We start from the raw sequence: 23,918 nt of genomic DNA, 5'->3' as shown, positions 1-23,918 counted from the left end.
AACAACGAAGCACTCTCCAATCAGCAAAAATGTTTGACGAGAATGTCTTGAAGTCGTTGGTGGTCTGATATTGCTATTCCTTTATCTTTCAATGAAGTTGCAATAGCAACTCGTATATGTTCTTTGACCTTTCCATTTTTTGCAATCTGTTCCAATGTATGCGGGAAAAGATGTAATAGCCATGAAACGTCAAACCTATCGAAATCGAATTTAGTGTATTCACAATAGAAGTCAAACACCGCACTATTACCAAGAAATTCCTGGAAATCCTTCGCTTTGAGGATATTGAGCAAACACCAATAACCGACCCGATCTAATTCTTCGTATGGTTGTCTAGCTGGATATACGACTACACCATTGTTATTTGTTTTTTTAGCCGCATCTATTCTTTGCTTAAGGAATTCCTTCAGTTGAATATTAACTACTTTACTAATACGCGCATCACATTGAATAAGCATTGTAAATAAATTAAAGCTAAAATTCGTTTGTATTAGTTTGTTAGCCCATGTGATAAGCTTTTTCTGCTGATTCTTTGAGACATATCCGCAGTAGTGCTGGGTTATCTGATCATACATCTGGGACAGATTATTATTAATAATCTGCGAGATTCTCACAGACAGTCTTCGTGAATAGTATTTTTCCTCTGGTGCAGAGATGTAATGAACAAGATTGAAATAATTGATACCCGTGCTTGTTGAGGGCAACTCAAACTTCTCGCCCTTTTTCAGTGCAGAAATCTTCTTATCCAAATAAGAAATCAATGTATCCTCTACGATTTTCCTTGTTGTTTCGCTATACATTTTCCTTTTCGCCAGTTGGCGATCAAGGAAAAGAACCTTATCATTTATCAATATTTCCCTGAATTCTTGTGTTAGGATGAAGCCGCATATCTTATCAACCAAGCCCTGCGAAACGCTGACATATCTGAGTAATGCGAGGCAATTCTTAATTTGCGTTTGCAACCCAATAACATCAATGTTGTTTTTTGTAGATTTGACCGCATAACTGTAGTAATCCAATAAGTTGTTTACAGCGGTCTCAACCAAAGACATATTCTGAAACTCGATTGTTTCAATGTGATATTTGTCCAGCAACTCTACTATTTCCTTTGCATCAAAATACTCTACGAAACAGTGAAAATCGATTTCATCGAAATAAATGTCATTCCCTTCAATAAAAGGAAATAGCCGCTCATGCAATACTTTCTTTCCCTGTGTGGAGTACTTGTATACTAACAGGGACATCAGATTCTTCACTGCAATTCTATACTCGGAGAATACATCTGCTACAATTCCATTTCCAAGCAAGAAATGCAAATAATCGTTTACTCGACAAACCGCCTTACCGCTGCTTGTTAATCCAAATTCTGTTGAACCGGATTCTATCGCCTTTTGCAGCTTTTGCCCATCAACAAACGACTCATAAGCGTATTTATAAAGCAAATCCGGACTATGAATATCTGTTAAGTTGTCATATGTACTCCTGAATTCCACTGGCAAATGCCTAAACAGATTTTCAATCTCCGAATCATTTGGTGATAAGGCTTCAACTGCATCTATATCATAACAGCGATACCATGTATTAACATTCTTTATTACTTTGCGTAAGCTAATACAGTTAGATTCAGCAAGATAGTACAACAGATAGTTCTCTGCCTTAAACGCTTGCTTTGTAACTTCTGAAAAAAGGAAAAATGCTTCGTCATATCTTCTCAGCCGGGACAGATAAAAAGCCTTTCTATAATTGCTTTCGATTGACTTGTATGTCTTTGCTGAAAAGGTGTGCATGTGTGTATAATCGAATAGAATGCAATTCCTGTCAGCAAAAGGCACTCCATCAGTAATAAACTGCCTGTGCTTGTGGTTATCTTCTACCTCTAATACTCTCGCCTTTCGGAAGACATCTAAAATGCAGTGATATTTAGCCAATACATCTTTTGAAAGTGCATTTTGTTCAGCCAATGATAATTGATTTATTGCAAAGAACTTTTTTAATATCAGGCTATCATTTTGAGGATAGCTTATAACTCCAGTGTCCCTTATTCTGACGTAGGGATACAGTCTTTTTGAAATATCTCCGATTCGAAGGGCATTTAATCGATTTAAGGGTCGAAGCAAATTGTATAGAATCTCAAACGCTTCATCCTCTGATTTTCCGTCTAATGACAGTTTAGATTGATTCTTTAACGCAGCAAAGATCGCATTGTAGCGATTCAAGTAGTCGTCAGTTGGAGGCAAGAGTTTATTCAACTCGATAACTGCGAGTCCCTTTGACTGATGATAAATAAGTTCAGTATCTGTAAGGGCCGAGCTACCAACATAAAGGAAGATAGGCTCTCGGAAGCTACCCTTAAGTAGTGTTTTCGTCCAGTTAAGAATCAGTTTAATATTATAATCATTAAGGCTGTATCCTATAAAAACAACAGTGTTGGTGGAAAAAATAGATTTTACCAGGGTTTCAATCAATTTGAAGTTTTCGCTGTAGTTGAGGTAGTCCTCTTCCTTCAGCACAAAATTATTATGCTTAAAATCCCCGTGTAGTTTTAGTATAAACCTATCTCCAAAAACGGTTGGAACGTCTTCATCTCGTGAGACTACCTTAAAGCTTTGACAATACTGGATCGCCGCATCTTCCAGTAGCGTGTCATAGTTGGTAGTAATAAAGGATACCGGATTTAGGTTCAGCATTTCCCGATGGATGGTATTTGGCAACAATGAAGAAGAATACAACTGTTCCTTGACGAACTTATAGTACTCTGCCTTGTTCTCCCCTAAAGAATAATAAAACATCTGCGGAATTTGAAGAGATTCATCGGAAGAATATTTTTTTTGGGGTAGTTGTTCCAGTTTGACACTAATTGCGTCAATCAACTCTTTCCACGTCGGTGCTCCGGAGAGTTTTGATACGCCTGCACCAACGAAAAACGTAAGTGCATTATTCTGTGAAGCGTTTAATATTCTTTGCAGTTCTTTCTCATACATATTAATCCCCTCGTCTCATGCCGCAGCAAATAATCGGCCCATTGTATAATCATGTTGAACATGTTTGGCGCTATCTTGTTCTCTCAAAATGCGAACGGGTCCATCGCAAAAGGCAGCCACCTATTTATTGCTTTGAAAACTCCGACGATCCGATGCCGAAGAACCGCTCGAAGAAAACTTTCAGCTTATCGATGACTGTCTGCTTCTTTTGGGTACGGTTGCCGCCTCCGAAGCGGGAGACGGGAGGCAGAATCTTCTCAATATCTGTACCGGTCGTTTTTATCTCGCCGTTGCGGAAAGAATCCTCCATGAACTTGCGTGTCTCTTCCTCTTTCAGATTCTCCTCCGTAATGATTTGGACGAGTTGCTTCTCCCGTTCCTCGGCAACGAACGTGCGCCACTCCAACATAACGTCATCCACATCGTTAATTCCGGCAATGAATGTTTCGATGAGTGCCTTCTTGCTGCGCAACTCCGGCGATGCGTCCACAGCCTTACGGATGGTAATCAGCACTTCTTTGTCCTGGCAATGGCTGTCATGGAACTTTTTCACGAGCAGAAGGATGTAATCGATATTAATCTCAATCTGGCGGATCAGCTCCACCTCAAAGATTACATCGTCCGTGATATCCTCTTTATCGCCGCCGGGTTTGCGACCACGCCATTCGTCGCGCAGATCCTGATAGCGACCGAGGTAATCCTGCAGATCGCGCTCGGTGAGAATCTCCTTCCCGGCAAAATCATCGAAGGAGACGAGAAGGTTTCGCATACGCAGGATCGAGCCGAACAGTGCGATAAACTCCTTCTGGTTCTGCTCTCCAATGATCTGCGGCACGGTGAGCGGAAATCTGTCCGTCAGCTCATCTATCATATCTACATAGCCGGGATGATGCTTGTCGTCGGGGCCGATGAAACCGTAGTAGTAATCCTTGAATGTCTGCATCAGTACGATGCCGGACGCATTTTTGTCGCCGAACAGCGAAATGGCATCATCAACACGTTTTTGCAAATTGCGAAAACAGATGATATTGCCGAAAGTTTTTATGCTGTTTAGGATACGATTTGTGCGGCTGAACGCCTGTATCAGACCGTGCATTTTCAGATTCTTATCTACCCATAGCGTATTCAGCGTGGTGGCATCAAAACCCGTGAGGAACATATTGACCACAATCAGCAGATCAAGCTCCTTGTTCTTCATACGGAGTGATACATCTTTATAGTAATTCTGGAACCGGTCTCCGTCCGTAGAATAATTGGTATGAAACATCCCGTTGTAATCACAGATGCAGGCTTCAAGAAAATCACGAGAGGACTGATCCAAAGCGGATGTGTCCTCAGAGTTCTCTTCATCAAGGATGCCGTCAGCCTCTTCCTCGTTCGCACCATAACTGTAAATAGTTGCTATACGGAGCGAACGCGCAGGGTCGGCAGCCATCTGCTTTTTGAATTCCTCGTAGTATAATCTTGCCATCGGAACGGAGGCAACGCAAAAAATGCTGTTGAATCCGCTGATGCGTTGTTTCTGCTTTATCTCCTCAACAGCGCCACGGGCGGCAGACGCTACCTCCGAAATGTTCGTCAGTGTATTGAAAATGTAAGTCTTATCCCCGCGATATGTCTTTTGGTCAAAATGCTCCAGAATGTACCGTGTGACAAGTTCGATGCGCTTCGGTGCCATGAACGCTTTCTCTCGGTCGATATCCCAGACGTTCTTATCGTCAATATCCGGGTCGGTATCCATCGTCTTGATGTAATCCACGCGGAACGGCAGAACGTTTTTATCATTGATGGCGTCCACGATGGTATAGGTGTGCAATTGATCGCCGAAGGTCTGCTCAGTGGTGAAAAACTGCGTGTTCCTAACCGCTCCGGCATTCGCCGCAAAAATCGGCGTCCCGGTAAAGCCGAACAGATGATATTTCTTAAAATTCTTTACGATTGCCGTATGCATATCACCGAACTGGCTGCGGTGGCATTCGTCAAAGATAATAACAACGTGCTTGTGATAAACTTCATGTCCAGGATTCTTTTTTACGAAGGTGGACAGCTTCTGAATGGTTGTGATAATGATATGTGCATTCGGGTCTTCAAGCTGCCGCTTTAGGATTGCGGTAGAAGTATTACTGTTGGCAGCGCCTTTCTCAAAGCGGTCATATTCCTTCATGGTCTGATAGTCCAAATCTTTGCGGTCAACCACGAAAAGCACCTTGTCTATATAGGGCAGATTGGAAGCCAGCCGCGCCGTCTTGAAGGAGGTCAGCGTCTTGCCGGAGCCGGTGGTATGCCAGATATAGCCGCCTCCCGCCACGCTGCCATACTTCTTGTAGTTCGTGGCGATCTCAATGCGGTTGAGGATGCGTTCCGTTGCCGTGATCTGATACGGACGCATGACCATGAGCATATTCTCGGATGTGAAAATACAGTACTTCGTCAGCACATTCAGAATGGTGTGCCGTGCGAAAAACGTCCGTGTAAAATCAATCAGATCAGGGATCACCACATTGTTGCTGTCTGCCCAATAGGATGTGAACTCAAAGCTATTGGAAGTCTTCTCCTTTTTTGCTTTGGAGGAATTCGCATCCTTTATAGCATTGAAGCGGGTGCTGTTGGAATAATACTTCGTATTCGTGCCGTTGCTGATGACGAAGATTTGCACATACTCGAACAGTCCGCATCCTGCCTAGAAAGAATCACGCTGATAGCGGTTGATCTGATTGAACGCCTCCCGGATAGCAACGCCGCGCCGTTTCAGCTCGATATGCACAAGCGGCAGACCGTTGACGAGAACGGTAACATCATAGCGGTTATCGTGCTTCGCCCCGACATCCTGCCCGACAGAATACTGATTGATGACTTGCAGGAAATTATTATGCACGTTCTTCTTGTCAATCAGCAGGATATTCTTGCTGCTGCCGTCGTCGCGGCGGAGCACCTGTACGAAATCCTCCTGTATCTTCCGGGTCTTTTCCACAATATGCTCATTGGGATTGGCAACGCTTTCCTTGAGGAAACGGCTCCACTCGGAATCGGTGAAGGTATAGCCGTTCAACTTTTCAAGCTGTGTGCGTAGATTGGCAAGCAGCTCCGCTTCCGTATGGATCGACAGGTATTCATAGCCCTGCTCCGTGAGCATACGAATGAACTCCCGTTCAAGCTCCGCCTCGCTCTGATAGCTGTCAGAGCGGGCCTTTACGGGTTCGTATTCCGTAACGACTGTATTTTCCGTGGTCTGAGCCACAATGTTGAAGTACGGCAAGATGCCACCTCCTTGGGTTTATACTTCTTTGAATGTCAGCAGCTTATCTCTGTAATACTCGTACTGCTGTCTACGAGCCTCTATCTCGGCGGGAAGCCCCTTAGTGATGTCATTGCATAGGGCATCAAAACGGTCTAATAATCCGGCAATTCTTATTTGCTCGGAGTAAGATGGTAATGCAAAACAATATTGCATCACAGCATCTTTGTTCCCACGCGGCATCTTTGCTCCTTTTGCATATTGGTTGTCATAAGCAAAGAACCTTTCGGAGGAAAGGACATAATACAGGTACCGTGGATATACTTCCACATCATCATGGATACCTACGGTGAGGACGTCTCCATTCGTGCCGCCTGAACAGTCAGAAAGCCATATTTTCTTTAAGTATGGCCTGATGTTTCCGATCAAAACATCGTTTGCCTCGAATCGGATAAGCCGACCTTCAATTGGAACGTATTCTGAAGGCTTGCGACCGCCTTTATCTGGAAGAAGATTATCTACCCCAATGTAGGAGTTCTCGTCAATTTCAGCGGCATCGATTCTCTGACTTCTATATTCAGCCACATCCTGCAACTGCACCTCCGCATACCCAAACACATACTGCAAAAGCGCTATTTCAGCCTGTCTGTCTGTCTGTCTAACGATTGTGTTTCCGGTCTCGGCGAATGTCAATAGCAAATCTCTGTAATATTCGTACTGTTTTTGCCTTGCGCTGATTTCTGCCGGGAGACCGATGTTGAGGTCATTACATATAGCCTCAAAACTATCCAGCACATTCGCATATCGCTCCTGCACATCCAGAGGTGGCAACGGTATCTCTATATTTTCAATAGACGGCACATTGGAATGAACCACCTTGCTTTTGACCTTGCCCTTGCTTTTCTGCTCTCTCGCATAAGTGGTAGAGAGGACATGGGCAAGATAGCGCGGGTTCTGCTTGTGCTTCATCACCACAATGTCACCACCTGCAAGGCAGCGGTCATGCCCTACATATGCGACGGATTTTGCAATATCCTCCACGCTTTCCCCGGTGATAGCAAACAGAATATCACCATACTCAAAATACTTAGGAGACGGCACATATTCAAGCTTCGTATGGGATACGCAAGTATCGAACCATGTGTTGTAGGTCGTATATATCTCGCCGTAACGGACGCAAGGGATACCTTCCTCGGTCACTTCCTCGCGCTTGATGCCAGCTCCACGGAACATCTCTGTGGCGATCTCCTTGAGCTTAACGACAGGGATTTCCTTGCGCACATCCAGCAACGCATCCCTATAGTATTCATACTGTTTCTTCCGCGCTGTAAGCTCCGCTGTAAGCTCCGCTGTAAGCTCCGCTGTAAGCTCCGCTGTAAGCTCCGTGAAATTGTCCAGGATACGGACAATTTCACGCTGCACCTCTATGGGAGGGACAGGGATCTTTGCTTTCAAAATATTGTCATTATACAACCTTGCAATAGTCCCACCGGATGAAATACTCCAAGGGGACAATTGATAGCAATAGAAAAGATACTTATTTAGAACTTGTGTTTCGTCATTTGAAACCCATACAATATTTGAGTCTTGAAAATAAGAAGACTCACCGTTAAAAATGACGCTTCTTCCTATTGTACCAGCGGCTGATATCAATACTTCTCCAGCCTTCGGATATGAATACTTACTTTTGTATTCGTTAAATAGCTCTTCAGAGATATATGAATCTGCAACTCCGCCAAATGTCCCAATTTTATAGAACGGTATACCGCCTTCACTGTTGGTTTGTGATTTCAAAATCCTTTTACACATACAAACAGGGCCGATTTCACCTAAACGCTTATATTCAACGCCATTAGTGCAGTATTCTTTTATAAGTTCTCCCAATCTATTCATGTACTGCCTCCTGCATTCTTTTATATGACTCATCACAGATTTTTCTTCCGAATCCTATATTCATCAGACTCAAGGTAATTATTATCCATTCCAAGCCTTGCCTTTGGTAAAAAGAACTTACCATACGCCTCTATGAATGGGGTGTAATCACATGAATCCGCACATACTATACGACTGTGACTTCCTCCGTCCTTTCGCCCAAAGCGAAGCCTTAACTGCCGCAAAGACAGCTTTTTGAAGCCCTTTTCAAAAAAGATGAAATTCTCTCCGCCATTTATCGCATGGGAGTCAAAAGCCAAACAGTCTGGTTCTGTGGATAGTATTTGCTCTAACAAGCTTTTTTCTCTTTCGGTTAAAGGAACTTGTGCGTCGGCCTTGTCTATCAAATCTTGCACACCGCACTTCCGTCCATCAACAATGATAAGAGGATCTTGTGTCGGCAACGTCGGAAATGTACTGGTTCCGTCATCGTAAGCCCAAAAGGTCAATATATTGTTGCCTGCACCATGTTTTTTAATTTCAGCTCTCGCGGTCTGAGGACTATCAGCCCAATATGATATCTTCATACCGGGAAATAAGAAAGAATATCGTCCGTTACACATGCGTAGGTTCCCAGCAAACAATTCAGATGCTGTTTTTTTATATAAGCCGTCATTGAATTCGACACAGCGGAAGAAATCAAACTCATCAGTAATATAAACAGGCAGGTCTTTGTGCTTGTATGTTGGACGTCCATAATCTTGACTTTTAAAGACTCTGCCCCAACTCATATCTCAATCTCCATAATAATACGATTTATTTCTTCCCGGAGGGTCGCCTCACGTGCGACGATCTCCTCAATCTCGGCATTCAGTTTTTTGATGTCGATTTTCTCGCGAGTATCCTCCGCCTCCACATAGGTGGAAACGGAAAGGTTATAGCCGTTCTCCGCGACTTCGTCATAGCTCGCCAGATGAGAGAAATGTTTGATCTCGCTATGATTCGCCACCGCGCTCACGATACGGGCAATATTGTCATCGGAAAGCCTGTTATTCTTCGTGACCTTAACGCATTCGCCGGAGGCATCCACAAACAATACCCGATTGCCCTTCTTGTTCTTCCGCAGAACCATGATATCAACGGAAATGGTCACGTTAAGGAACAGGTTCGCCGGGAGTTGGATCACAGCGTCCACGAAGTTGTTATCGATCAGATACTTTCGGATTTTCTGTTCCGCTCCTCCGCGATACATGATGCCGGGGAAGCATACGATTGCAGCCGCGCCGTCTGCCGAAAGCCATGACAGGCAGTGCATAACGAATGCCAAGTCCCCCTTGGAATCGGGAGCCAAAACACCGGCAGGCGCGAATCGCGGATCGTTGATCAGAACGGGATTGCTTGACGCTTTCCACGGTCTGGAGAACGGCGGATTGCAGACGATAAGGTCAAACGGCTCGTCATCCCAGTGTTGGGGAGCCATAAGCGTATCCTCGCGGACAATGCTGAACTTGTCAAATTCTATATTGTGCAGAAACATATTGATGCGGCACAGGTTATATGTCGTAAGGTCAATCTCCTGTCCGAAAAAGCCCTGACGGATGTGCCCCTTGCCGAGAACGCGCTCGGCCTTGAGCAATAGAGACCCCGAACCGCAGGCGGGATCATATACCTTGTTCACGTCCGTTTTGCCGATTGTTCCGAGACGCGCAAGAAGCTCAGAAACGTCCGCAGGCGTGAAATACTGACCGCCCTTTTTGCCTGCGTTTGCCGCATACATGCCCATGAGATATTCATAAGCGTCTCCGAACAGATCGGCATTGAGACCTTCGGAGCTGTACAGCGGCATCCGGTTTACGCCTTCGAGAAGGTCAACAAGCACCTCGTTCCTTTTTGCTACGGTCTCGCCGATGGATTTGCTGTTGACATCAAAATCATCAAACAGACCGGAGAAGCTGCTTTCCGAATCGCTGCCTTTTGCAGATTCTTCAATATGACGGAATACACCTTCTATCGTTTCGTTGAGATTTTCATTATTTCTTGCGTTTCTCAGCACATTTCCGAAAAGCTCAGAGGGAAGGATGAAAAAGCCTTTTTCCTGAATAAGCCCCTCGCGCGCACCCTCGGCGTCCGTATCAGACAGCTTGGCATAATCAAAATCCGCATCGCCGGCGGCGCGCTCACCGGCATTGATGTACGCAGTAAGATTCTCGGATATGTAGCGGTAAAACATCGTTACAAACACATAGGATTTGAAATCCCACTCCGAGACATGACCTGCGTGTACCAGATCGGTGGCCATTTTATATATCGTACTGAACAGGGCGTCCTGTTCTTTTTTTATATCTGCCATTTCAGTCAGTCCTCCTTGCCCATCTCGTGCCATTCTCTTTCGAGACGGGAGAAATCTATATCGTGTGTTTCGCAAAACGCTTTTATATTCTTCATGGCGTTGAGATTCGGTTTCGCTCTGCCGCCTTCCCACCGGTTGACGGAAGAAAACGAAACATTCAGCTCACGCGCAAAAGCCTCCTGTGACAGGAAAGAGTGCTGCCGGATGCTTTTTAATTCTTCAGAAAAACTCATGTCCGCGTCTCCTTTACTTCGACTGGTCAAAGATATAGCATAATTATATCATAATTCGCCAGCAAAATCAATGTCGATGTGCCGCTCAGATTAAGTTCTGGCAAGCAAGGCGGCTTGGAGCCACTTTTCGCTTGTTGGGGAAAGCTCCCCAAACCCCTTTGAACGATTTCTGCAAAATCGGCTGCGCACCGTTCCGGTGCTTTTTTTGTTTCTTTCAACTGGAAACATGCGCGTTGAGGGCGACAAGAGTTGTTCGACGAATTCAGTTCACCCCCAAAATATATTTTTGGCAATGGGTAAAAAAGCTTTCCGAAATGTCCATTGAAAAGTGGGAGAAGAATCTCGGAACTTCACAACGCCATAGACTATCAAAAAAATATTTCTGACGATACCTGACATTCGGCAGAAAAATGTCCATTGAAAAGTGGGAGGAACACAATATAAACTCAGCCTTCTGCATCTTCCGGAATTGGCTTTTTGCCCGAGCAATCGCCAGCTCGTCCGAAAGCCCCGGTATATCCGGACAAAGCGTACCGTTTTACATTTTCCGCAGGCAGCGTCGCCGAGGATTCGGGAAAAATCGGAACGGCATAACGTCATGGCCTATCGAAAAAGCAAAAAAAATTTATGCGGATGGTTTAAAAAGCTCAAAAAAATGTCCGTTGTAGGGTGAGAGGACAATTTCGCCGCAAGTGGATACGAAAATTTAGTCTTTGCAGAGTGTCACAGCTAAGCAGGAGATCAGGAAATGAACTCAGTCTTCGTTGCGGCGGAATTGATTTTTTGCCCCGGTAATCGCCAGCTCATCCGAAAGCCCCGGTATCCGGACACAGCACACCATTTTGAGTTTTCTGCGGGCAGCGTTGCCGAGGATTCGGAAAAAAACGGAGCAGCATTACGTCATGGACTATCAAAAAAGCAAAAATCCATTTTGTCGACGGTTGAATAAGCTCGAAAAAATGTCCATTGAAAAGTGGGAGGACAATTTAACCGCGGAAGCGACACAACAAAACAGGAGAACACGAAATGAACTCAGTATTCGTAACCTTCCGGAATCGTTTTTATCCCTGGCAGCCGTCAGCAAAAAGCAAACTCTTTTTCAGGCGATACCTGACATTCGGCGTAAAAATGTCCGTTGTAGGGTGAAAGGACAATCTCGACGCGGAAGAAAACAATCTCGACGCGAAAGCATCACAGCAAAACTGGAAATCACAAAACAACTGATATACCCAAAAAGAAACGGAGGAATCATGATGAAGCGCATTTTGGTAATTGATCCGGAGTTTGAGGCGAAGTGCCCGCCTTTGACCGAGGACGAGCTTTCGCAGCTCGAAGAAAACATCCTGGAGGAAGGGCTTATTCTGACACCTATCATCGTGTGGAACAACACGATTGTGGACGGTCATAACCGCTACCGCATCGCACTGGATCATCCGGGCATCGAGTTCCGCATCCATGAAAAACCGTTCAACAATAAATACGAAGCGCTCTCATGGATTTGCAAGAACCAGCTCGGACGGCGAAACCTCACGCCCCAGCAGAAGAAATATCTCATAGGCGAGCGATATGCTGCCGAGAAAAGCATACTTGATTTTAACGGAAATCAGCACACTTTATTGGGCGAAAGTGGTCTGGTTCAAAATGAACCAGACCACAGGGCTCATGGTACGCGAACAAAAATAGCGGAGGAAACTAATACAAGTGAGAGCTATGTGATGCGAGCGGATTGGTATGCTCAGGGAGTTGACGCCGCCGAAGAAGTGCTTCCTGGCATTAAGAACGACCTGCTCCTTGGAAAGTTTAAGCCTCGCGAAACCGATGTGGCGGCTGTCGCCCGTGCATCCCCGGAGGAGCGCAGGGAAAAAGCGGAACAGCTCAGGGCAATCCCGGAAAAGAAGCCCAAAGCCGATAATACGAAGCGATGGAAACAGGCTTATGCGGCAATCGACAAAAGCTACGAGGATATGAAAGCACCCAAACGTGCCGACGAGGATTCAGCGATGGTAAGTCTGCGCTATGTGGCGGAGAATATGATTGAATGCTGCGACGTTCTCTTTGACAATTTCCCCGGTCTGTTGGAAAAGCCGGACTACAAGGCGAAGGTCATTGAAGTCATGCAGAAACCGAAACAATATATTCTCAAATTGGAGGGAGGAGATGATTTTGAATAAGACCGATGTTCCCATCTGGGAAAAATATACGCTCACCATTGAGGAGGCGTCCCGCTATTTCCGCATAGGCGAAAACAAGCTGCGGAGACTTGCAGAGGAAAATCCCGCCGCAGGCTGGGTCATTATGAACGGCAACCGCATTCAAATCAAGCGCAAGCAGTTTGAAAAGGTGATTGACAGTCTGGACGCTATTTAAGAAAAACAGTGCAATTGAGCCCTGTATGTGCTATAATGGCAACCGGCATATCAGGGCTCTTTCCGTCTTAAGGAAAGGAGCATTATAAAATGTCAGAAAAGAGACGAGACAGCAAAAATCGTGTTTTGCGGTCAGGAGAGAGCCAGAGAAAAGACGGAAGATATGCTTACAAATATGTGGACGCCTTCGGCAAGTCGCAGTTCGTTTACGCATGGAAGCTTGTACCTACGGATAAGACGCCCGCAGGAAAGCGGGAGGATATTTCTCTAAGGGAAAAGGAGCAGGAGATACGGCGGGATATCGACGACGGAATAGATACCCTCGGCAAGAAGATGACCGTCTGCGAGCTTTACGCACAGCAGATACGCCACCGCGGGAATGTGAAATACAATACCACCCGCAGCCGCAGCCGACTCATGCGTATGCTGAAAGAGGACCCAATCGGAAGTTGCCCCATCGACAGCGTAAAAATGTCAGACGCGAAAGAGTGGGCGCTCAGAATGAAGGAAAAGGGCGTTGCGTTCAGCACCATCCGCAACGACAAGCGATCTCTGAACGCTGCATTCTATTCAGCGATACAAAACGACTGTGTGCGTAAAAATCCGTTTGACTTCCCAATCACCGATGTATTGGAGGACGACACGGAGCCGAAGGAACCTCTTACCCCGGAGCAGGAGGAAAGCCTGTTAGCGTTTGTGCAGAGCGACAGCGTCTACTGCAAATACTATGACGAGATCGTGATTCTGCTGGGAACAGGGCTTCGCATTTCCGAGCTGTGCGGACTGACGATTGCTGACGTGGACTTTGAGGAACGGAAAATCCATGTAGACCATCAGCTTCTGCGCTGCAAGGAAAAGGGCTACTACATCTCGACCCCCAAGACCAAAAGCGGCATACGTCAGATCCACATGAGCGAGAAGGTCTATCAGGCGTTTCTGCGGGTGCGGGACAATCGCAAAGGTGCAAATCCGATCATCATTGAAGGCTATACCGATTTCCTGTTTCTGAAGCGGGACGGCTACCCCAAGACAGCATCAAACTACGCCATGACGCTTCTCAATCTTGCGAAGAAGTACAATAAGTGTCACGAAGCGCCTTTGCCGAAGATGTTTTCAGCCCATGTCCTGCGGCACACCTTTTGCACCAATTTAGCCAATGCGGGTATCAATCCCAAAGCCCTGCAGTACATCATGGGACACGCGAACATCACCATGACGCTGAACTACTACGCACACGCTTCGTTTGACTCCGCGAGGGCGGAAATGAAGCGATTGACAGCGTGAGAAACGGCGGGGATTTACTACTCGCTTACTACTTTTCAAAGCAAAATGGCAAGAGGATTTAAGCATATTTGTGAGTTTCTTCCGAAAAGCAAAATGCCGGAAACGCCTGTAATATCAGGCTTTACCGGCATACGGGAAGTTTTAAGAAATTAGCTGAAATAGTGGTTGAATGTTCATCTAAAAATAAAAGGGGCGGACAATATAAAAAAGTCTTCCGATCCATTTATGTATTTCGGAAGACTTATTATTAACTTTGGTCATATATGCAAAGTCATATATTTTACAGCGCAGGGCTTACAATAAACGCATCGGGCAAAAGACGTCCGTTTTTCTTATCTCCCGCCGAGGGCTTTGTTATTATCCTGCCGTTATAATACATTATGCTCGACGAGCCGCCGTCAAGATTTATTGCCTGATATGCGTTGTATTCGAGCATGAACTCGGCTATCTCCTGCATTGTTGCGCCTATCGAATAGCCGGGCGCGCGTCCGTCTACTATAAGCAGCAGAACTTCGCCGTTCTTAGTCTGCCCTATCGCGCTGCGCGGCTGAACGCCCCAGCCTGCGCTTCCCTCAACTACGCGCTGACCGTCGAGCACAAGTATGGGCTTGAACTCCACGGCGTCTCTGAAAATCGAAGTATCATTATAGCTTCCTATCATCAAAGTATCGCTTTCGGTAAAGCCGGTCATCTTGTATGTGCCTCCGACAGAAGAAGTATATTTTGTTTTGCCCGATATGCACAGCCCATAAGGATATGCTCCGACGCCTTTTCCGCCGGGATCGTCGAATCCGGAAGCGTTTATGCCTAAAACGGCGTCTGATTTCTTACAGATATCGGCGATATTTGCGCCGGAGCGACCGTAATTGGGCGATACGGCCAATGAAACGCGGGAGGGGTCTTTAATAATAGCCATGCGCGCCACAAAATCTCCAGTTTTTCGCATAACGATCACTATACCGTTTTTTGTGTCAAGTACAAGCACTCTGTCGCCCGACGTCGTTCTTATTCCGGTGTCCGCATCGTTCGTATCGGCGGCGTCTATCCAGAGATAGTCGTCAACGTAGGAATCATCTTTGTGTTCGCTCATATATTCGTCAAGCGTTTGTATGTCTATCTCGGGATAAGCCTTTTTAAAGTCGGGATTGTTCTTTGAAAAGCTCTGATCGTCTTTCTTATCGTTCTTAATGAATGCCGTGTCTGTGTGAGGCTTTGAGATATGCCAGTATGAGTCGGTCGAAAGCGACTCTTGTTCAAGGTCGTTTTCAAGCGCATAGCCCATTGTTTCTTCTATGATCACCTTTGGAATGAATGCGGTGGCAAGCCACTTATGGGTAAATGTCGTCATGGCCGTTTCTATGTATATAGTGCGCCATTTTGATATAAAAGGCACATCCGTATAGACCAAAAAGGTATATGTACAGCTAAGTACCAGGAGTATGAGAACAAGGTTTTTAAAAACTTGTCCCGGTGAGCGTTTTTTCCTTTTTGCCATTTTCTTTTTGTCTCCTTAAGAGCTGTATAGGGGTAGTATAGGGTAATTTATCACGTTTGGGAATGTAATTCAAGAGTTTACTTTCAGTTTTTCGACTTTTGACGAAACAAAACGCGGAAATTGTTCCGCATAGTTTGACAAAGCTCGTGATAAAATGTAAAAATAATATCATAATAAACAGCAGAGAATATATTTGAGGTGATATCGATGCATACTAATGCGCTTATATATGAAACGAGCCCATATCTTTTGCAGCATGCAAATAATCCCGTCAATTGGTATCCGTGGGGCAGGGAGGCGTTTGAAAAGGCAAGGCGCGAAAACAAGCCTGTTTTTATAAGCATAGGGTATTCTACGTGCCACTGGTGCCACGTTATGGCACATGAAAGCTTTGAAGACGAAGAAGTTGCCGAGGCTTTAAATCGCTCGTTTGTCTCGATCAAGGTCGACAGAGAGGAACGTCCCGATATAGACGGCGTATACATGCGCGCATGTCAGGCAATGACGGGACGCGGCGGATGGCCCATGAGTATATTCGCCGACGCCGACGGAAAGCCCTTTTACGCCGGCAATTATTTTACAAAGCCATATTTTTTAAAGCTTATCGAAGCCTTAGATGAGCAGTGGGAGAATAACCGCGACGGCGTGCTCTCGCAGTCTGCCCGTGTGGCGGAGGCATTGAACCGCACGAGAGAGTCGGACGCGGACGACGCGGAGTATCCGTCGCAGAAGTACATTGTCTCCATGTACGAGAGCGGCTTTGACAAGGATTTCGGAGGATTCGGCGGCGCGCCGAAGTTTCCGTCGGGGCACGCCATGATGTATCTTATGCGCACGGCGCCGTATATGGCCGAAACGACGCTTAAACAGATGTTTTACGGTGGCATATTCGACCATGTGGGAGGCGGATTCTGCCGCTATTCAACAGACCGCTTTTGGCTTGCGCCTCATTTTGAGAAAATGCTCTATACGAACGCATGGTTGGCAGCGGCGTATCTTATGGCGTATGAGGAAACGGGTGATGATTTTTATAAGGAAGTTGCGATAAGGGTATTTTCTTATCTTGAAAAAGAGATGGCTTCGCCCGACGGCGGATTCTATTCGGCGCAGGATGCGGATTCTGAGGGAGAAGAGGGAAGGTTTTACGTTTTTTCAAAAAGCGAGCTTATCGATCTTCTGGGAAATGAGGACGGAGAACGTTTCTGCAATTATTTCGGCGTAAGCGAAGGGGGGAATTTCCAGGACAAAAATATTCTAAACCTTATAAATAACCCCGATCATCCCGGCAAAATGGACGATCTTATAAAACGTGTATATGAGTATCGCAAGAACCGTGCAAAGCTTCATACAGACAAAAAGCGCCTGACCTCGTCAAACGCTCTTACCGCTGCGGCATATGCCATGGCAGGACGTATAACGGGAGATGAAAGCTTTACAAAAAAAGCAGAGAAGACGATCTCCTTTATTGAGAGTAAGCTTACAGAAGGCGACGTTGTCTTTGCAGGTATAAGCGGAGACAAACGTATGGGCGCGGGCTTTATAGACGATTACGCTTTTTATATATTTGCCCTTCTTCAAATGTATGAGGCTTCTTTTGAGAACAGGTATTTATTAAGGGCTTTGGAGCTTACAAAAAAGGTATGCCGCGACTTTTGGGATGAAAAAGACGGAGGCTTTTTCTTCTCAGGCACAGAAAACGAAAAACTGTTTTCGCGCCCCAAGGAAACTTTCGACGGCGCGCTGCCGTCGGGTAACAGCATGATGTCTTTCGTGCTTTCCAGAATCGCACTTCTTACCGAAGACGAGACTTTTGAAGCGATATCAAACAGTCAGACAGCGTTTATGAACGCTCAGTCGGCAGGGCGCCCCGTCGCGTATGCGTTTTATCTTTATTCGCGCCTCCCCGTAAAGAAGATAGTATGCGTAACGAAAGACGGCATGACGCCAAAAGGGCTGCATGTTCGTTCCGATTGGGCGTTTTTGCTTGCGGGCGAAACGGATGAGTACCGCCTTTTAAATGATAAAACGACATACTATGTCTGCGAGGGCGAGCTTTGTTATCCGCCCGCCAACGAATTAGAATAAATTTCAAAAAAGTGTTGACAATAGAAAAAAGCGCTGGTATTATATAAAACAATAAAAACCGTTGAAGCGGAAGTAACGGCAGTGATGTTCCCACAGAGAGTCGGGGCAGGTGAGAGCCCGGCGGAAAACAAGCTGTCAAATGGGCCGCTGAGGGCGTCGAACAAAGAAAGAGGTTTCTTTTGAGTATTCGGCGACGTGAAGGCATACGTAAGTTGCCGGGGATATGATGGTATCTCAAAGAGTGCGGAAAAGTTTTTTTCCGAATCAAGGTGGCACCGCGAGCTTATAAGACTCGTCCTTGACGTATTTACGTTGAGGAAGGGTCTTTTTTATTTGATTTTTTAAAGCTTAATACGGAGGATAAGATATGTCAAAGGGAAGATACGGTATACACGGCGGTCAGTATATACCGGAAACGCTGATGAACGCCGTTACAGAGCTGGAGGCAGCGTACGACAAGTATAAAAACGACGCTGATTTCAACCGCGAGCTTAAATCGCTCTTAAACGAATACGCAGGCAGGCCTTCGCTTTTATATTACGCCGATAATATGACGAAGGATCTAAAAGGGGCAAAAATATATTTAAAGCGCGAGGACTTAAACCACACGGGATCCCACAAGATAAACAACGTGCTGGGACAGACGCTGCTTGCAAAAAAGATGGGCAAGACGCGCGTTATCGCCGAAACCGGCGCAGGTCAACACGGCGTTGCCACGGCGACGGCAGCTGCGCTCATGGGCATGGAGTGCGAGATATTCATGGGCGAGGAGGACACTAAGCGTCAGGCGCTCAATGTGTACAGGATGCGCCTTTTGGGGGCAAAGGTACATGCGGTAAAAAGCGGAACGGCCACGCTTAAAGACGCGGTATCCGAGACGATGCGCGAGTGGACGGCGCGAATGGACGATACGCATTACGTTTTGGGCTCGGTAATGGGGCCGCATCCGTTTCCCGAGATGGTACGCGACTTTCAGTCGGTCATATCGAAAGAAATAAAGGAACAGATGATGAAAAAAGAGGGACGCCTGCCCGACGCCGTTATAGCCTGCGTGGGCGGCGGATCGAATGCGATGGGCGCGTTTTATCACTTTATCGGAGACGAACAGGTGGGGCTTATAGGATGCGAGGCGGCGGGACTGGGCATAGACACACCGTCGACTGCAGCGACGATAGCAACCGGCAGAGAGGGCATATTCCACGGCATGAAGTCGTATTTCTGCCAGGATGAATACGGACAGATCGCTCCCGTATATTCGATATCGGCAGGGCTCGATTATCCGGGTATAGGCCCCGAGCATGCATACCTTCATGATACGGGACGCGCACAGTACGTCGCGATAACTGACGAAGAAGCGGTAAACGCATTCGAGTACCTTTCAAGGACGGAAGGCATAATACCGGCCATAGAGAGCGCACATGCCGTGGCATACGCCTTAAAGCTTGCGCCGACAATGGAAAAAGACAAAATAATCGTCATAAATATTTCGGGACGCGGAGATAAGGACTGCGCTGCCATGGCGCGTTACAGAGGGGAGGAAATTTACGAATGAGCAGGATAAAGAAAGCGTTTGACAACGGAAAAGCATTCATACCGTTTTTAACATGCGGCGATCCGGATATTGAAACTACAGAGAAGCTTATTAAGTCAATTGCGAGGGCCGGAGCCGATATAATAGAGCTTGGCATACCGTTTTCCGATCCTACGGCGGAGGGACCGGTGATACAGGCGGCGAATGCGCGCGCTCTTTCGGGCGGCGTCACAACAGATAAGATACTCGACATGGCGGCAAGAATAAAAAACGAAGTGAGCGTACCGCTTGTTATTATGACGTATGCCAATGTGCTGTTTTCTTACGGAACGGAAAGGTTTTTAAAGCGCGCGCTTGAAGCGGGCATTTGCGGAGTGATACTTCCCGATGTTCCGTTTGAGGAGAAAAACGAATTTGCGCCGCTATGCCGCAAATACGGTATAGACTTTATCTCTCTTGTCGCACCGACGTCAAACGAGCGTATAGAAATTATAGCGCGCGAAGCGGAAGGCTTTTTATATTGTGTTTCTTCGCTGGGCGTTACCGGCGAAAGAAGCAGCATAACTACGAATATAGGCAATATGACTGCGCTTGCAAAGCGCGTTTCCGATATCCCCGCGGCGGTGGGCTTCGGCATATCTACGCCAAAGCAGGCACGCGAAATGGCGTCGTTATCAGACGGAGTTATCGTAGGTTCCGCAATAGTGCGCATTATAGGCGAGCACGGTAAAGACAGTGAGACGTATGTATATGAATACGTAAAAACAATGAAAGAGGCAATAAAAAACATATAAATAAATTTATTGAAAAGGAGAGAAAAAACATGTATAAGGACATACTTACAAAACTTACAACAAGGCAGAATTTAAGTGCGGATGAGATTTTCGCGCTGATAGCAGCTATAAATAAAAATGAGGTATCAGATGTGCAGATAGCCGGTTTTCAGGTGGCGCTTTTAATGAAGGGCGCGTCTCTTCCCGAAATAGCCGCAATAGCCAAGGCTATGAGAGTAAACTGCGTTCCGCTTCGCCCAAAGGTCGATTTTGAGCTTATGGACACCTGCGGCACCGGCGGCGGCCTCAGCACCTTTAATATTTCAACGGCGACGGCGCTTGTTGCGGCGGCGGGCGGCATACCGATAGCAAAGCACGGCAGCCGTTCGATATCAAGCCTTTCGGGAAGCGCAGACGTATTGGAGGCGCTCGGAGTAAATATAAACCTTACGCCCGAACAGGTCGAGAAGCTTATAGAAGATGTTGGTATAGCATTTATTTACGCACCGCTTTTTCATCCCGTTATGGGCAAGGTGCTTCCGCCCGAAACGGAGCTTGGCATAAAGACGATCTTCTATACGATAATCGGTCCGCTTATAAATCCCGCATTTGCGCCCAGGCATCTTTTGGGCGTATACAAGGAGGAGCTTTTGGATACCGTAACATATGTGGCAAAAGAGCTTGGCTATACGAGAGCCATGTTCGTTTACGGAGTGGACGGTCTTGACGAGATATCTCTTATCGGAGAAACGAAGGTAAACGAGCTTAAAGACGGAGAGGTCAAAAAATACATAATGGCTCCCGAGGATTTCGGGCTTAAAAGATGCAGGCTTGATGATATAAAGACAGGAACGCCTGAGGTGAATGCGGCGACGATAAACGGCGTTTTTTCGGGAGAGATAAAAGATGCAAGGCGTGATGCGATCGTATTTAATTCGGCGGGTGCGCTGTATGTGGGCGGAAAATGCGAGAGCATTAAGGACGGAATAGAGCTGGCGGCTTCGCTTATTGACAGCGGTGCGGCCGAAAAGAAGCTTTCGGTTCTGAAAGAAAAGTCGAATTCTTTTTAGGTGGCTGATAATGATGCTCTTTTCGGACTCCATAAAAAAGAAGAAGGAAACGGGGATCGTTCCCGTTATCCCCGATATAAAGCTGATATCGCCTAAAGAGGGAGAACTTACAAGGGGACGCGATCCTGTGGCTATGGCAATGCTTTTTGAGAGCTTAGGGGCGCCTGCGCTGTCGGTAGTAACGGAGCAAAAGCATTTCGGCGGCTCTGTCCGGCTTTTAAAAAGTATAACTTCCGCCGTTAATATACCGGTGCTGAGAAAGGATTTTATAACGGACGAGTCAGAGCTATACATAACAAAAGAAGCGGGCGCGTCAGCCGTGCTGCTCATATGCGCTGTGACTGAAAGACAGATCCTTAAAAGGCTTTATTATAAAGCTTTAGAGATGGGGCTTGAACCGCTTGTCGAGACGCATACAAAAGAGCAGCTTATGCTTTCACGCGAACTGGGAGCAAAGCTTGTGGGGATAAACAATCGCGATATTACGGGACTTGAAAAAGACTCGGGTGGCGTTTCTCATACGAAGCTTCTCGCCGCATATGCGCCAAAGGACGCGTGCATCATAAGCGAGAGCGGCATAGAAACGCCCGGGGATGCAAGGGATGCCATAGAATACGGCGCAGATGCGGCGCTTGTCGGCACGGCGCTGTGGAAAGCCGCAGACACGGCAAAGTTTTACCGAGAAATGTGCGGCGGTGAGATGCGATGAAAATAAAAATATGCGGACTTATGCGTAAGGAAGACGTAAAGCTTCTGGGCGACCTTTCGGCGGACGTCGCGGGTTTTGTTACCGAATATCCCGCGCGGGTGCCGTGGAATTTAAAAAGAGACGAGGCGGCGCGTCTTATCGTCGCCGCGCCGCCGAACCTCAAAACGTGCGTTGTTACGGGCGGGGAAAGAGAAAAGATAATCGGGCTCATATCCAAGCTTCGCCCCGATTATGTGCAGCTTCATTATAAAGAGACGCTTAGCGACACAGAATATATAGTGCGAAGTCTTTCGCCGTTGGGTATAGGTGTTATAAAGACTATGCCGTTTACAAGCGAGGAGCGCCTGCGCCAGTTTAAAACGGCAGACATAAAAGAATGTACGCGCCTTCTTGGAAGAGCAGGCGTATATGCGATACTTTGCGATCCGCGCACGCCGCAAAACGCCGCCGAAGGCAGCATGCCTGCCGATATAGGAATGTTTGAAGAGATAAGAAGTATAAGCCGCGTTCCGGTGATACTCGCGGGAGGAATAACTCCCGATAATATCGAAGACGTCGCCTTAAAAATATCTCCATATATGGCAGATATAATGACGGGCGTTGAAACATGCCCGGGAATAAAAGATGAAAACAGGCTGCGCGAGGTATTAAAATTCCGTTCTCGCGTATAAATTGACTTTAATGAAAGAGAATGATATACTGAAGTAAAGACAGTTAAAAAAGGAGCGTGGATCATATGGATATTAAAGATAAAATTGAGGACATTAAGGACAAGGCTGAGGACAAAGTAAAAGACACGGTAGAAGGCGCAAAGGACAAAGTTTTGGAAATACGCGACGAGGCCGAGGACAAAGTAAAAGGCGCGATAGAGGGCGCTAAGGAAAAGGCTATGGAAATGCGCGACGAGGCTGAAGACAAAGTAAAAGGCGCGGTAGAGGGCGCTAAGGACAAAGTTTTGGAAATACGTGATGAGGCCGAGGACAAAGTAAAAGGCGCGGCAGAAGGCGTAAAGGAGAAGGCAATCGAAATACGAGACGAGGCCGAAGATAAAGTTAAGGATGCGGCAGAAGGAGTAAAGGACAAGGCGCTCGAAATGCGTGACGAGGCTGAAGACAAAGTAAAGGACGCGGTCGAGGGCGCAAAAGAGAAGGCTATGGAAGCGCGTGAAGAGGCTGAGGCAAAGGCAAAAGAGAAGCTGCGCGAAGCAAAAGAAAAAGCGCAGGAAGCTCGCGATGAGGCCAAATTAAAAGTTGAGGATGCTAAGGAAACACTGAAGCAAAAAGCGCATGAATCACTTGATAAGACAGACATTGACGACAAGATAAAGGCAGGCATCGGCGATCTGAAGAATAAGGCGCAGGAAGCGCTCGATAAGACGGACATCGACGACAAGATCAAAGCAGGCGTCGGTGATTTAAAGAACAAGGCACAGGAAGCGCTCGATAAGACGGACATCGACGACAAGATCAAAGCAGGCGTCGGCGATCTGAAGAATAAGGCGCAGGAAGCGCTCGACAAGACGGATATCGACGATAAGATCAAAGCAGGTGTGGGCGACTTAAAGAGCAAAGCGCAGGAAGCGCTTGACAAGACGGATATAGACGACAAGATCAAAGCAGGATTCAGCAGTTTAAAAGAGAAGTTTACAAAAAAATAAAGCTTATGAAAAACAAAGGGGGCGTGAAAACGCCCCCTTGTTTTTTTACAGAGGGTCTGTCCCAAAATTTGTGTAAAGTCCGAAGCATGGTGTAAAACAGAGCAAAAATAATATATTGCGGGAGGGCGGATTATTCGGGTCTGTCCCAAAATTTGTGTAAAGCCCGAAGCATGGTGTAAAACAGAGCAAAAATAATATATTGCGGGAGGGCGGATTATTCCGGCCTCCCTTTCTTGCAGTATAAGCGGGAACGGAATGCATGTCAAGGGCGGCGGCT

16 protein-coding genes, 1 pseudogene and 1 other annotated feature are annotated in these 23,918 nt (G+C 46.5%); of the genes and pseudogenes, 10 read left to right on the top strand and 7 right to left on the bottom strand.

Annotation, left to right across the window (positions count from 1 at the left end; genetic code table 11):
* Positions 1 to 20: 20 nt before the first annotated feature.
* The 6 genes and pseudogenes from IJG50_09455 to IJG50_09430 all read right to left on the bottom strand — a co-directional run bounded on the left by IJG50_09455 (position 21) and on the right by IJG50_09430 (position 10,671).
* Complete coding sequence (locus IJG50_09455) at positions 21 to 2,981, bottom strand: SIR2 family protein (protein MBQ3380066.1); 2,961 nt, start codon at positions 2,979 to 2,981, stop codon at positions 21 to 23.
* A gap of 124 nt (positions 2,982 to 3,105) precedes the next feature.
* Positions 3,106 to 6,237 (bottom strand): annotated as a pseudogene (locus IJG50_09450) (type I restriction endonuclease subunit R).
* Positions 6,238 to 6,255: 18 nt separating this feature from the next.
* A complete protein-coding gene (locus tag IJG50_09445; GenBank protein ID MBQ3380065.1) occupies positions 6,256 to 8,109 on the bottom strand; it encodes a restriction endonuclease subunit S in 1,854 nt (617 codons plus the stop codon).
* Positions 8,110 to 8,141: 32 nt separating this feature from the next.
* Positions 8,142 to 8,879 carry a hypothetical protein gene (locus IJG50_09440; protein MBQ3380064.1) on the bottom strand — a complete coding sequence of 246 codons (738 nt, stop codon included), beginning with the start codon at positions 8,877 to 8,879 and terminating at the stop codon, positions 8,142 to 8,144.
* Positions 8,876 to 10,438, bottom strand: coding sequence for a type I restriction-modification system subunit M (locus tag IJG50_09435; protein ID MBQ3380063.1), 1,563 nt, complete (start codon positions 10,436 to 10,438; stop codon positions 8,876 to 8,878). The genes IJG50_09440 and IJG50_09435 overlap by 4 nt, the downstream gene beginning before the upstream one ends.
* Before the next feature lie 5 nt (positions 10,439 to 10,443).
* Positions 10,444 to 10,671, bottom strand: coding sequence for a helix-turn-helix domain-containing protein (locus IJG50_09430; protein ID MBQ3380062.1), 228 nt, complete (start codon positions 10,669 to 10,671; stop codon positions 10,444 to 10,446).
* 1,253 nt (positions 10,672 to 11,924) lie between these two features.
* On the opposite strand from IJG50_09430, the gene IJG50_09425 reads away from it, so the two are divergent.
* The 3 genes from IJG50_09425 (at position 11,925) to IJG50_09415 (ending at position 14,321) form a co-directional block, all read left to right on the top strand.
* Positions 11,925 to 12,842: a hypothetical protein gene (locus IJG50_09425; protein ID MBQ3380061.1), complete on the top strand. Its 918-nt coding sequence runs from the start codon at positions 11,925 to 11,927 to the stop codon at positions 12,840 to 12,842.
* Positions 12,835 to 13,038, top strand: a complete 204-nt coding sequence (locus IJG50_09420; GenBank protein ID MBQ3380060.1) for an excisionase — start codon at positions 12,835 to 12,837, stop codon at positions 13,036 to 13,038. The genes IJG50_09425 and IJG50_09420 overlap by 8 nt, the downstream gene beginning before the upstream one ends.
* An 89-nt stretch (positions 13,039 to 13,127) precedes the next feature.
* Positions 13,128 to 14,321 carry a site-specific integrase gene (locus IJG50_09415; protein ID MBQ3380059.1) on the top strand — a complete coding sequence of 398 codons (1,194 nt, stop codon included), beginning with the start codon at positions 13,128 to 13,130 and terminating at the stop codon, positions 14,319 to 14,321.
* Positions 14,322 to 14,601: 280 nt separating this feature from the next.
* Here IJG50_09415 and IJG50_09410 read toward each other — a convergent pair whose 3' ends face one another.
* On the bottom strand, positions 14,602 to 15,816 hold the full coding sequence (locus IJG50_09410; GenBank protein ID MBQ3380058.1) for a phosphodiester glycosidase family protein: 1,215 nt from the start codon (positions 15,814 to 15,816) through the stop codon (positions 14,602 to 14,604).
* A gap of 207 nt (positions 15,817 to 16,023) precedes the next feature.
* Here IJG50_09410 and IJG50_09405 point away from each other — a divergent pair, with 207 nt between their 5' ends.
* From IJG50_09405 to IJG50_09375, 7 genes are all read left to right on the top strand, one after another.
* Positions 16,024 to 17,901, top strand: a complete 1,878-nt coding sequence (locus IJG50_09405; protein ID MBQ3380057.1) for a thioredoxin domain-containing protein — start codon at positions 16,024 to 16,026, stop codon at positions 17,899 to 17,901.
* 52 nt (positions 17,902 to 17,953) lie between these two features.
* Positions 17,954 to 18,204: a binding site (T-box leader), on the top strand.
* Between the two features lie 64 nt (positions 18,205 to 18,268).
* Complete coding sequence (gene trpB / locus IJG50_09400) at positions 18,269 to 19,453, top strand: tryptophan synthase subunit beta (protein MBQ3380056.1); 1,185 nt, start codon at positions 18,269 to 18,271, stop codon at positions 19,451 to 19,453.
* Positions 19,450 to 20,226 (top strand): tryptophan synthase subunit alpha, encoded by a 777-nt coding sequence (locus IJG50_09395; GenBank protein MBQ3380055.1) that lies wholly within the window; start codon positions 19,450 to 19,452, stop codon positions 20,224 to 20,226. Before trpB ends, IJG50_09395 begins: the two co-directional genes overlap by 4 nt.
* A 29-nt stretch (positions 20,227 to 20,255) precedes the next feature.
* A complete protein-coding gene (trpD, locus tag IJG50_09390; GenBank protein ID MBQ3380054.1) occupies positions 20,256 to 21,275 on the top strand; it encodes an anthranilate phosphoribosyltransferase in 1,020 nt (339 codons plus the stop codon).
* A gap of 10 nt (positions 21,276 to 21,285) precedes the next feature.
* Positions 21,286 to 21,984: an indole-3-glycerol-phosphate synthase gene (locus IJG50_09385; protein ID MBQ3380053.1), complete on the top strand. Its 699-nt coding sequence runs from the start codon at positions 21,286 to 21,288 to the stop codon at positions 21,982 to 21,984.
* The gene (locus tag IJG50_09380) at positions 21,981 to 22,655 is read left to right on the top strand and encodes a phosphoribosylanthranilate isomerase (GenBank protein ID MBQ3380052.1); all 675 of its coding nucleotides are present in this window, start codon (positions 21,981 to 21,983) and stop codon (positions 22,653 to 22,655) included. Before IJG50_09385 ends, IJG50_09380 begins: the two co-directional genes overlap by 4 nt.
* 65 nt (positions 22,656 to 22,720) lie before the next feature.
* Positions 22,721 to 23,641 (top strand): apolipoprotein A1/A4/E family protein, encoded by a 921-nt coding sequence (locus tag IJG50_09375; GenBank protein ID MBQ3380051.1) that lies wholly within the window; start codon positions 22,721 to 22,723, stop codon positions 23,639 to 23,641.
* Positions 23,642 to 23,918: the final 277 nt, after the last annotated feature.

Source organism: Clostridia bacterium (assembly GCA_017405765.1).
GTDB lineage: Bacteria > Bacillota > Clostridia > Oscillospirales > RGIG577 > RGIG577.
The sequence above is the reverse complement of the archived record's forward strand: the minus strand, read 5'-3'. Positions and strand labels throughout refer to the sequence as shown.

Bases quoted from the DNA above. Each gene is read 5' to 3' on its own strand.
- IJG50_09415 (MBQ3380059.1), top strand. From the start codon at position 13,128: ATGTCAGAAAAGAGACGAGACAGCAAAAATCGTGTTTTGCGGTCAGGA.
- IJG50_09435 (MBQ3380063.1), bottom strand. From the start codon at position 10,438: ATGGCAGATATAAAAAAAGAACAGGACGCCCTGTTCAGTACGATATAT.
- IJG50_09385 (MBQ3380053.1), top strand. From the start codon at position 21,286: ATGATGCTCTTTTCGGACTCCATAAAAAAGAAGAAGGAAACGGGGATC.
- IJG50_09455 (MBQ3380066.1), bottom strand. From the start codon at position 2,981: ATGTATGAGAAAGAACTGCAAAGAATATTAAACGCTTCACAGAATAAT.
- IJG50_09395 (MBQ3380055.1), top strand. From the start codon at position 19,450: ATGAGCAGGATAAAGAAAGCGTTTGACAACGGAAAAGCATTCATACCG.
- IJG50_09375 (MBQ3380051.1), top strand. From the start codon at position 22,721: ATGGATATTAAAGATAAAATTGAGGACATTAAGGACAAGGCTGAGGAC.
- IJG50_09380 (MBQ3380052.1), top strand. From the start codon at position 21,981: ATGAAAATAAAAATATGCGGACTTATGCGTAAGGAAGACGTAAAGCTT.
- IJG50_09440 (MBQ3380064.1), bottom strand. From the start codon at position 8,879: ATGAGTTGGGGCAGAGTCTTTAAAAGTCAAGATTATGGACGTCCAACA.
- IJG50_09410 (MBQ3380058.1), bottom strand. From the start codon at position 15,816: ATGGCAAAAAGGAAAAAACGCTCACCGGGACAAGTTTTTAAAAACCTT.
- IJG50_09425 (MBQ3380061.1), top strand. From the start codon at position 11,925: ATGAAGCGCATTTTGGTAATTGATCCGGAGTTTGAGGCGAAGTGCCCG.
- IJG50_09445 (MBQ3380065.1), bottom strand. From the start codon at position 8,109: ATGAATAGATTGGGAGAACTTATAAAAGAATACTGCACTAATGGCGTT.
- trpD (MBQ3380054.1), top strand. From the start codon at position 20,256: ATGTATAAGGACATACTTACAAAACTTACAACAAGGCAGAATTTAAGT.
- IJG50_09430 (MBQ3380062.1), bottom strand. From the start codon at position 10,671: ATGAGTTTTTCTGAAGAATTAAAAAGCATCCGGCAGCACTCTTTCCTG.
- IJG50_09405 (MBQ3380057.1), top strand. From the start codon at position 16,024: ATGCATACTAATGCGCTTATATATGAAACGAGCCCATATCTTTTGCAG.
- trpB (MBQ3380056.1), top strand. From the start codon at position 18,269: ATGTCAAAGGGAAGATACGGTATACACGGCGGTCAGTATATACCGGAA.